This is a genomic window from Sphaerospermopsis sp. FACHB-1194 (assembly GCF_014696235.1).
Lineage (GTDB): Bacteria > Cyanobacteriota > Cyanobacteriia > Cyanobacteriales > Nostocaceae > Sphaerospermopsis > Sphaerospermopsis kisseleviana.
Map to the genome: position 1 here is coordinate 40,673 of NZ_JACJPU010000042.1, position 9,408 is coordinate 50,080.

At 39.0% G+C, this 9,408-nt stretch carries 10 protein-coding genes and 1 pseudogene; 4 read left to right on the top strand and 7 right to left on the bottom strand.

Annotated features, from left to right (window positions below):
• Positions 1-513 precede the first annotated feature (513 nt).
• The gene (locus H6F45_RS20360) at positions 514-891 is read right to left on the bottom strand and encodes a DUF1823 family protein (RefSeq protein WP_096564925.1); all 378 of its coding nucleotides are present in this window, start codon (positions 889-891) and stop codon (positions 514-516) included.
• Between the two features lie 232 nt (positions 892-1,123).
• On the opposite strand from H6F45_RS20360, the gene H6F45_RS20365 reads away from it, so the two are divergent.
• Positions 1,124-1,420, top strand: a complete 297-nt coding sequence (locus tag H6F45_RS20365) for an acylphosphatase (RefSeq protein WP_096564923.1) — start codon at positions 1,124-1,126, stop codon at positions 1,418-1,420.
• Between the two features lie 17 nt (positions 1,421-1,437).
• Here the strand turns inward: H6F45_RS20365 and H6F45_RS20370 are convergent.
• A pseudogene (locus H6F45_RS20370) lies at positions 1,438-1,686 on the bottom strand (dienelactone hydrolase family protein); the annotation flags it as partial.
• A 237-nt stretch (positions 1,687-1,923) separates the two neighbouring features.
• Between H6F45_RS20370 and H6F45_RS20375 the strand changes: the two are divergent.
• A complete protein-coding gene (locus H6F45_RS20375; protein ID WP_190348227.1) occupies positions 1,924-4,029 on the top strand; it encodes a M3 family metallopeptidase in 2,106 nt (701 codons plus the stop codon).
• Between the two features lie 721 nt (positions 4,030-4,750).
• The gene (locus H6F45_RS20380; protein ID WP_096564919.1) at positions 4,751-5,602 is read left to right on the top strand and encodes a universal stress protein; all 852 of its coding nucleotides are present in this window, start codon (positions 4,751-4,753) and stop codon (positions 5,600-5,602) included.
• Here H6F45_RS20380 and H6F45_RS20385 read toward each other — a convergent pair.
• The 5 genes from H6F45_RS20385 to tgt all read right to left on the bottom strand — a co-directional run bounded on the left by H6F45_RS20385 (position 5,586) and on the right by tgt (position 8,681).
• Entirely contained in the window at positions 5,586-5,861 is a 276-nt protein-coding gene (locus H6F45_RS20385; RefSeq protein WP_190348228.1) for a hypothetical protein, read from the bottom strand. The two genes, H6F45_RS20380 and H6F45_RS20385, sit on opposite strands and share 17 nt — an antisense overlap.
• Before the next feature lie 382 nt (positions 5,862-6,243).
• On the bottom strand, positions 6,244-6,357 hold the full coding sequence (gene psbM, locus H6F45_RS20390; protein WP_071985120.1) for a photosystem II reaction center protein PsbM: 114 nt from the start codon (positions 6,355-6,357) through the stop codon (positions 6,244-6,246).
• A 448-nt stretch (positions 6,358-6,805) separates the two neighbouring features.
• Positions 6,806-7,102 carry a 2Fe-2S iron-sulfur cluster-binding protein gene (locus tag H6F45_RS20395; RefSeq protein WP_190348229.1) on the bottom strand — a complete coding sequence of 99 codons (297 nt, stop codon included), beginning with the start codon at positions 7,100-7,102 and terminating at the stop codon, positions 6,806-6,808.
• Positions 7,103-7,283: 181 nt separating this feature from the next.
• The gene (locus tag H6F45_RS20400) at positions 7,284-7,421 is read right to left on the bottom strand and encodes a photosystem II reaction center protein K (protein WP_006195022.1); all 138 of its coding nucleotides are present in this window, start codon (positions 7,419-7,421) and stop codon (positions 7,284-7,286) included.
• Between the two features lie 135 nt (positions 7,422-7,556).
• The gene (tgt, locus tag H6F45_RS20405) at positions 7,557-8,681 is read right to left on the bottom strand and encodes a tRNA guanosine(34) transglycosylase Tgt (RefSeq protein WP_190348230.1); all 1,125 of its coding nucleotides are present in this window, start codon (positions 8,679-8,681) and stop codon (positions 7,557-7,559) included.
• Between the two features lie 279 nt (positions 8,682-8,960).
• On the opposite strand from tgt, the gene H6F45_RS20410 reads away from it, so the two are divergent.
• Positions 8,961-9,408: helix-turn-helix domain-containing protein (locus tag H6F45_RS20410; protein ID WP_190348231.1), on the top strand; the 448-nt coding region annotated here is incomplete at its 3' end.

The following is a 9,408-nucleotide window of genomic DNA, read 5'->3' on the forward strand; positions in this document are numbered from 1 at the left end:
GTATTCAGAATATCCAGTATTGAGAAAAATAGTAATTAGTTCTCAGAAAAATGAAAACCTGAAAAATTAGTTAGATTTGATGAGACTTGACTAATCACTAATTACCATTAAGTAATTACGTGCATTATTGTGATCTAGTTCAACAATACATAAAAATCAAAAAACATGAATCTATAAAAAAGCAGATTTTTAGGAAAAAATCTATGTTTATGTATATTGTTTATGTATATTTTTGTCGCCCAGATGCTAGATCGTCGATTCAGTAATGCTAGGTAATCTGTTTTCATCTTGTAGGGGCGAAGCATTCGGGTGATAACCTATCGTTGAAACAATTGATATTCTTTCCGAATGCTATGCATTCGGCACACTACGCGAACGCCCTTACGATTAATGAATCGGTGTTCTAGGAAATTTTATTAAAAATCAATTATATCAAAATCAGCTTTTGGTAACTGGTTGATTTTTCCCAATCACCAATCACCAATCACCAATCACCAATCACCAAATATCATATTATTCAATTTTACCAGTAGTGATCATCATATAACTTAATAACCAACCTGCCATAGTTGCCCTGCGAGTTTGCCGAGGACCAAATTCTCCGATTTTATAACCTTTAAAACCTAGTTTTTGTTTGAGCAGTTGTTTATTTTCTTGGGGAATAGAACGAGTTAATTTCATTGTTGCTGGGCGAGACTCAATAAAATTCCCAGGTTCTGGATATTCAGCCACCCATTCTGGTGCTACTTGGCTAGTATCCCATTTTTCAGTGTTAGCATCATAACGATAACCCAAGTGATACCATACCAATTGGTTAACAGTAGTATCATCAATATTATCGTTGATAATATCCCAAATTGTTTCTTTATTGAGTGGTGGCAAGTTAGACATAAGTAATTTTAATTTTGTCCGTGTTTTGTTGTCAGTTGTCAGTTGTCAGTTGTAAACTCAGTCAGTAACCTAGAAGATTTTAGCGTTTTAGGGGTGAAATTAAAGATTTATCAGTGACAACCGAGAAACCCAACTGTACCAACAAAGTTGCAGATTAAAAAGTAAACCTGAAATCGTAAAATACTAGAAACTGTTAATTTCTGCTTACTGTCTCCTGAAACCAGACTTTTTTATGCAATCTACAACACCACTACCAAAACTAATCCGCGCCCATGTCTTCATTACTGGCAGAGTTCAAGGTGTGGGGTATCGTTACGCCACTGTAGATACTGCTACCCAGTTGGGGTTAACTGGTTGGGTGCGAAATCTCCCAGATAGTGGAGTGGAAGCAGTTTTTGAGGGTGCTAAAGAAATTGTAGAGGAAATGGTGCGTTGGTGTCATGCAGGACCACCTGCGGCAATGGTAAAGGAAGTTACAGTTGAGTATGAACACCCAGAAGGTTTGCGGGGCTTTGAAGTGAGGCGTTAGCTGCTATTATTAACAGCAGCTACATAACCCAGCTTTGCTAAATGCTCAGTTCGTTGTTTAGCATAAGACTGCAAACCATTCCATTCATGAACCACCAACACACCTGGAGGCTTACCCTTGAGCGAGTCATCATAAGCCAAATGACCTTTTAAAACTGTCTTTCCTTGTTTGTATCCAATTTTGTTGATTTTAATCGCTGCTAATACATCTATACAAATCAGCAATACAACCACAGGTGTAAACAAAACAGAAAGCAGAATTTTTATGACTTTGTAAATACTAAAACACTGATTATGGTAAATTATCCCTGTAAAATCATGAAAAAACCTATTTATGCCTTATCTATTACTGGGAAAATTTTGCTTCTCCTTTCTGGCTGATTTTGAGAAATTTATAAGAATGCCATTCTAGCAAGGCTAAATTGTGTAGTTACGTTACATTATTAGTTATATAAATAAAAGTCATTGTTGTTCTGCCTATTGATCGGCTACTAACATAAAACCATGAGTGCAACTGCTATTATTTCTCAAAACCCCCTACTCCAAGGCAGAGGTTTACCGCCATTTGCAGATATTACACCAGAGCAAGTAGAACCTGCTTTTAAACATCTGTTAACAGAATTGCAACAACAACTAGCTATATTAGAAACTAATGTAGAGCCTACATGGACTGGTTTAGTAGAACCTCTAGAAAAGTTAACAGAAAAGCTGTACTGGAGTTGGGGTATACTCAACCATTTAATGGGTGTCAAAAATAGCCCTGATTTACGTATAGCATATCAAAAGGTTCAGCCACAAGTAGTACACTTTATTAACACCCTTGGACAAAGCAAACCGATTTACAAGGCTTTTAAAGCCCTCCGTGCCAGTGATACCTGGGAAACCTTAGAATCTGCCCAGCAACGCATTGTAGAAGCAGCGATTCGAGATGCAAAATTATCTGGTGTGGGTTTGGAAGGAGAAGCACGAGAGCGTTTTAATGTGATTCAAATGCAATTAGCAGAACTGGCTACAGATTTTGCTAATAATCTTTTGGATGCTACCTCAGCCTTTAGTCTAGTTTTAACAACCAAAGCAGAAATTGACGGTTTACCCAGTAGCTTAATCAGTTTAGCTGCTCAGGCGGCTCGCATTGCCGGGGAAGAACAGGCCACCCCAGAAAATGGACCTTGGCACATCACATTAGATTTTCCCAGTTATTTTCCCTTCATGCAACACAGCACCCGTCGGGATTTACGGGAAAAATTATACAAAGCTTATATTACCCGTGCTTCCTCTGGGGAATTAAATAACAACCCTCTCATTGAAAAAATTTTACAGTTACGGCAAGAATTGGCAAAGTTACTGGGCTTTGAAAATTTTGCCGAACTGAGTTTAGCTAGTAAAATGGCGAAAAATGTCCCAGCCGTGGAAAAGCTGTTAGAAGAACTGCGTCAAGCTAGTTATGATGCTGCTGTTAAAGATTTAGAAGCACTCAAAGATTTTGCTAAATCTCAGAAAGCAGCAGAAGTGGAAGATTTGCAACACTGGGACATCAGTTTTTGGGCAGAACGTCAAAGAGAAGCCAAATTCGCTTTTACTGAAGAGGAATTACGTCCTTATTTCCCCCTTCCCCAAGTTCTTGATGGCTTATTTGGACTAATTAAACGGCTATTTGGTGTGACTGTGACACCTGCTGATGGTCAAGCTCCAGTTTGGCATGAGGATGTCCGTTATTTCCAAATTTCTGATAAAAATGGTACTCCCATTGCTTACTTTTATCTCGATCCCTACATTCGTCCTGCCGAAAAACGTGGTGGTGCTTGGATGGAAGCTTGTATTCATCGCAGCAAAATCACAGAACGGGGTATAACTAGCACCCGCTTACCAGTAGCTTATTTGATTTGTAACCAAACTCCCCCAGTGGATAATAAACCAAGTTTGATGACTTTTGATGATGTAGAAACTTTGTTCCACGAATTTGGACATGGTTTACACCATATGCTCACCAAGGTTGATTATACTGGCGCAGCAGGTATTAATAATGTGGAGTGGGATGCAATAGAATTACCTAGCCAATTTATGGAAAATTGGTGTTATGACCGTCCCACCTTATTCAGTATGGCTAAACACTACGAAACAGGTGAACCATTACCAGAGCATTATTATCAAAAGCTGTTAGCAGCCCGTAATTACATGAGTGGTTCGGCAATGTTACGGCAAATTCACCTCAGCAGTGTGGACATGGAACTACATTACCGCTATCGTCCTGGTGGTGATGAAACTCCCATAGATGTCCGTGAACGAATTGCCAAAACTACTACTGTTTTACCACCATTGCCTGAGGATGCCTTTTTATGTGCTTTCGGTCACATCTTTGAAGGGGGCTATGCGGCTGGATACTATAGCTATAAGTGGGCTGAAGTTCTAAGTGCTGATGCTTTTGCTGCTTTTGAAGAAGCGGATTTAGAAGATGAAGTGGCAATACATGATACTGGTAGGCTCTATCGAGATACGATCTTAGCTATGGGTGGTAGTATGCACCCAATGGAAATTTTTAAAGCCTTCCGGGGTCGTGAACCAAAAACAACTGCTTTACTTAAGCATAATGGTTTGTTGGCTGCTACCTAAAAGATTCTATGGTTGGGTTGACGTAAGGAAACCCAACATTCCCAATATCTTTCTTTGTGGAAAATAAATAAAATAAATTTTACAGTTAGGAGAGGGAACAGAGAACGGGGAACAGGAATTTAGGAATACAGACACTTTTGTTTTCACTCAATATCTATATGTTAAATTAATTTTGCTTGGGTATTTCTACAGTTTAACTAAAAAAATAAAAACACTATGTGCAATTAATTTTGCCTGGGTACTTATTAACTCAATTGTGTCAATATTTGTCAAAATAAGTCAAAATAATTATATTTTGACAATAAGATTGTCAGCTTAGGAATAGCTCCTCAGAAAAGTTAATATAGTGAGAATTTAATTTCTGTTGTATTTCTTTACTAATTTCTCATCAACAAAAATGAATATAGATTAAAAATAATAAATAACATTATATTTCGTAAACTTAATTAGGCTAAATTGAGAGTATGCTGAATCTAGGAAAAACCTGGGGGCAATTTTCAGTAACTAAGCGCAAACAAACTTAAAGTTTTATTAGTTTTCTACTCATTGGTAAGTTTTGGTTGTAATGACTCAAGACTAATAACTAAAGACTAATAACTAATAACTAAAATTTATTTGCGTTCATTTGCTAACTAGGTTTTTCAGATAAATTGAGAACATCAGTTCTGATGCTCGGTACTGGCAGCGCAACCCAAAGAAACCTTAAGAACAATTACGGACAATGATACAAAAAATTTTGCTGGCTGTCTCTGGACTAGGACACGCAGAAGAAATGATGAAGACATTGAAAGAACTGCCATCTATCCAATCTGCAAAAGTTACAGTTCTGCACGTTGTACCTTCACAAACTACTGCTGCGGCAATGACAGATAAATGGGAAGAAGGTGGTAAGATCCTAGCTAATGCAATTCAGTCTTTGGATTTAGATCCCAGTCGGGTTTCTTCTATTTTACGCCAAGGAGATCCCAAAGATGTAGTTTGTCAAGTCGCTGATGAAATAGAAGCTGACTTGATTATCATGGGTTCAAGAGGACTGAAACGACTGAAATCAATTTTAGCTAACTCTGTCAGTCAGTATGTTTTCCAATTGTCTTCTCGTCCCATGTTGCTGGTTAAAGATGACATTTATGTCAAAAGAATTAAGCGTGTAATGGTGGCAATAGATAATTCTGATGCTTCCCAAAATTGTTTGAACTTAGCCTTATTTTTGCTCAGAGATGTTAGTGGTGGTCAGTTAATTTTGGCTAATATCAATACAGACTTGGGCAGTAAATTATCAGGTATTGCTGATATTAAACCAGAAAAAGATACAGTGTTGGGAAATGCTGTAACAGCAGCGGAAAGACAAGGTGTTTCTGTGCGTTGTGTAACAAGTAGTGGCAAACCAGGTGAAGAAATTTGTCGTTTAGCTGAAGAACTCAATGTAGACTTATTGTTGTTAGGTTCTCCAGATCGTCGGCCATCTATTGCTAAGAGTTTTGTAGATTTGGATCGACTTGTTGGCGCTTCTTTATCTGACTATGTGCGTGTTAATGCCACTTGTCCAGTATTGTTGGCTAGAACTGTTGCATAAATAGGGACTGGTGACTGGTGACTGGTGACTGGTGACTGGTGACTGGTGACTGGTGAATGGTGACTGGTGACTGGTGACTGGTGACTGGTGACTGGTGACTGGTGACTGGTGACTGGTGACTGGTGACTGGTGACTGGTGAATGGTGACTGGTGACTGGTGACTGGTGACTGGTGACTGGTGACTGGTGACTGGTGACTGGTGACTGGTGACTGGTGACTGGGGAAGCAGGGGAAGAAAAATTAATTCTTTATTCTTCAATTCTTTTTTCTCTTGCCTTTTGCTTTCTTTCTGCTATGTAAAACCTAGACAAAGCTAGACTTTACTTTCTACTTCAACGGGAGCATGGGAGCAGTTATCCCTCAGTAGACTTGCACGCCTTAGCCAGACGCGATATTTCTCAAGTTAAGATTTACAAGAAAGACTACGGCTATCATTGCTTGGTTTTCGCGTTGGCAATAGTCTTAATTCAATACTTGATATCGTAGGATTATATATCAAGTGGGTGATTTTCTTAACTCACTTATGTCAATGCTTGTCAACATAAGTACAGTTTTATCTATAAAATAGTCAGCTTAGGACTATCTCAATTACCAATTACCAATTACCAATTACCAATTACCAATTACCAATTACCAAACTGTTAGTTTTTACCACCTTCGCGGCTGGCAGTTTGGATGTAAAGAATTATTAAAAATACGGCAGGAACAAGCACAAATAAGATGCTTGCTACAAAGCCCAGGTCATTAACTTGCATGGCAAGATAGCCTCTCTCTAAATTGATTTTCAGTCAACAATTTTAGAATAGCATCATAGTTACTAAAAATATAGTCCAATATTTCTAGCTTGGTAAGGTCTTACACCTTACAGGGCTAACTACAAGCCGCACTATTCGGTTTCTAATCTGAGATAGATTTCCGAACTACTTTTACCTTTTTTCAGTTCTGATTTGATTAGCTACTCTTGAAAATGTTTTATTTCGTCTAATTTATAGGATTTCCTGCCACACAGGAGCTATGGTTAGGTTAATTCTAACTCTCCGCACTCTCAGATCAGGACTTTCACCACTTTCCAAGGATCTACGCTTCTTGAACTCAAGACTAATATATCACATTCACCCCCCGTACAATAGGCCTCCTCCTGCCTCCTGCCTCCTGCCTCCTGCCTCCTGCCTCCTGCCTCCTGCCTCCTGCCTCCTGCCTTCGTTAAGGTTTAGTAACTACGCTAACAGGTCCGTTAACTAGGGTTTGGCACGCAAGACGATAGTTATCTGGTTTGTTCTTAAATTTGCGATTTTCTACATCAGTACGGGGTGAGAGGTTTTCCAGCCCTTCCACTACTTCCACAATACAGGTGGCACATTGTCCATAACCACCGCAGTTGGTCATTTTTCCCCAAAATTTATAAATATCAATCCCATTTTCCATTGCTTTGAGCCGCAGGTTTGCACCATCAGCCGCAATTATTTCTTTATTCTCGTTGACAAACTTAATATTTCCCATAGTTGTTTCCTGTGTGAGTGGTAAATTTTTGTTAATTTTTAGTTAGTGGTTGTTACAGTATTTTACTTAATTGGGTGAATTTATTGCAAAACATTAAAAAATACAAAGTTTATTAAAAATAAATCTTGAAAAAATAGGACAGGTGTATAATCCCTGTCCAAAAAATTAAAGCCAGATTAATTTACCTGAAACCAACAGCAGCTTGCCAAACAAAAGCAAGCAACAGGAAGAATACAGGAATAACTGGGAGTACATCTACCAAAGGATCAAAAATTTGGTACGCTTCGGGCAGTTTTGCTAATAAAAGTGCTGCTTCCATGTTTTTTTCTATCCACCTAATAATCCAACACAGCTTTCATATTTGAGGAGTATATTAACATGGTTTGGGAATTGGGAATTGGTGATTGGGTTATTAATCTTCCCCTGCCTCCTGTCACCTGTCACCTGTCACCTGTCACCTGTCACCTGTCACCTCTTCCTCTTTTAGCCAGTGTCCGAAGTCTTGAACGAAGCGATCGCTTAAAATTGATTCTCTAATTTTTTGGGTGAAGCGGATCAGTTCGGTGATGTTGTGAATACTTAATAATGTATAAGCTAAGATTTCTTGCGATCGCACTAAATGGGAAATATAAGCACGGGTGAAATTTGTGCAAGCATAACAAGGGCAAGTTTCATCTAATGGTGTAAAATCTTCGCGAAACTTGGCATTTTTCAGATTCCATCTTTCACCGTTAACTATCGCTGTTCCATGTCGCGCCCATCGGGTAGGAATCACACAATCAAATAAATCTATACCTGAAGCGATCGCAATAGCCATTTCTTTATAAGTTCCCACACCCATCAAATACCGGGGTTTATTTGCTGGTAACAAAGGTGTTGTCGCTTTAACTATCTGTGCCATTAACTCCGGTGGTTCACCCACACTCACCCCACCAATAGCAAAACCAGGCATATCCAACTTAGCCAACTCTGAGGCAGCACGGGCGCGTAAATCTAAATATACACCACCTTGAACAATGGGAAACAAAGCTTGATCAGTTCTTTGATGTGCTGCTATGCACCTTTCTAACCAGCGATAAGTCCGATCCGTCGCTGCTTCCACCTCTTGACGGGTAGCGGGATAGGGTGGACATTCATCAAACGCCATGATCACATCAGCACCCAGAGTATTCTGTATTTCTATGGAACGTTCTGGCGTTAGTTTAATAATTTGTCCATCATGGGGCGAACGAAAAGTTACACCTTCTTCTGTAATTTTTCGCATTTCGCTGAGACTGAAAACCTGAAAACCGCCAGAGTCTGTGAGCATCGGACCATTCCAGCCCATGAACTTATGCAGTCCACCACCACCGGCAACAATATTTTCTCCTGGTTGCAGGTGCAAATGATAGGTATTAGATAAAACCATTTGCGCCCCTGTATCCTTGAGTTGAGCCGGGGTAATAGTTTTTACAGTTGCCAATGTTCCCACAGGCATAAATCTGGGAGTTTCCACAATACCATGAGGGGTAGAAAACACACCGACTCTGGCTTTGGTTTGACTACAGGTAGCTAGGAGTTGAAAAGAGAATTTGGACATTGGTAATTGGTAATTGGTGATTGGTGATTGGGGAAGAAAATTTTAGATTTTAGATTTTAGATTTTAGATTAGAGTTGACAAAAACAATCCAAAATCTAATATCCAAAATAAATATCTCCTGCCTCCTGCCTTCTGCCTCCTACCTCCTGCCATCATCCCAAAAATTGGGGGTTAGTAGCTAGTTACTGTTTTCTTAACCAATACTAACAAATACTCACATTTGCTGAAAATTTCCTGTCATCTTTTGGCTTTGTGACAGAATTACAGTAAAATCACTGTATGCTACTAGGATTCAAAACCCAACTCAAAGTTAACAAGCAACAACGACTACTACTGGCGCAACACGCAGGAGTAGCCAGACACGCTTGGAATCAAGGGTTAGCACTTTGTCAACAGGTATTATTACATAATAAACTTAATCCTGAAGAAAAAATCAAATTTCCCACAGCCATAGATTTACACAAATGGTTAGTAGCAGCCATTAAATCTACCCATCCTTGGTATTATGAAGTGTCTAAATGCGCCCCTCAATACGCATTAAGATATTTGTCAGATGCTTTTAAATCTTTCTTCAAGAAAAGTAAAGGGTTTCCTAAGTTTAAGAAAAAGGGTAAACATGATTCTTTTACCTTAGATGGTGTCATAAAAATTGACTACAGAAAGGTAAAAGTACCCGTAATTGGTTGGATAAAAACTTATGAAATTCTCCCTACAGGATATAAACCGA

Bases quoted from the DNA above. Each gene is read 5' to 3' on its own strand.
- H6F45_RS20375 (WP_190348227.1), top strand. From the start codon at position 1,924: ATGAGTGCAACTGCTATTATTTCTCAAAACCCCCTACTCCAAGGCAGA.
- H6F45_RS20395 (WP_190348229.1), bottom strand. From the start codon at position 7,102: ATGGGAAATATTAAGTTTGTCAACGAGAATAAAGAAATAATTGCGGCT.
- tgt (WP_190348230.1), bottom strand. From the start codon at position 8,681: ATGTCCAAATTCTCTTTTCAACTCCTAGCTACCTGTAGTCAAACCAAA.
- psbM (WP_071985120.1), bottom strand. From the start codon at position 6,357: ATGCAAGTTAATGACCTGGGCTTTGTAGCAAGCATCTTATTTGTGCTT.
- H6F45_RS20400 (WP_006195022.1), bottom strand. From the start codon at position 7,421: ATGGAAGCAGCACTTTTATTAGCAAAACTGCCCGAAGCGTACCAAATT.
- H6F45_RS20365 (WP_096564923.1), top strand. From the start codon at position 1,124: ATGCAATCTACAACACCACTACCAAAACTAATCCGCGCCCATGTCTTC.
- H6F45_RS20380 (WP_096564919.1), top strand. From the start codon at position 4,751: ATGATACAAAAAATTTTGCTGGCTGTCTCTGGACTAGGACACGCAGAA.
- H6F45_RS20360 (WP_096564925.1), bottom strand. From the start codon at position 891: ATGTCTAACTTGCCACCACTCAATAAAGAAACAATTTGGGATATTATC.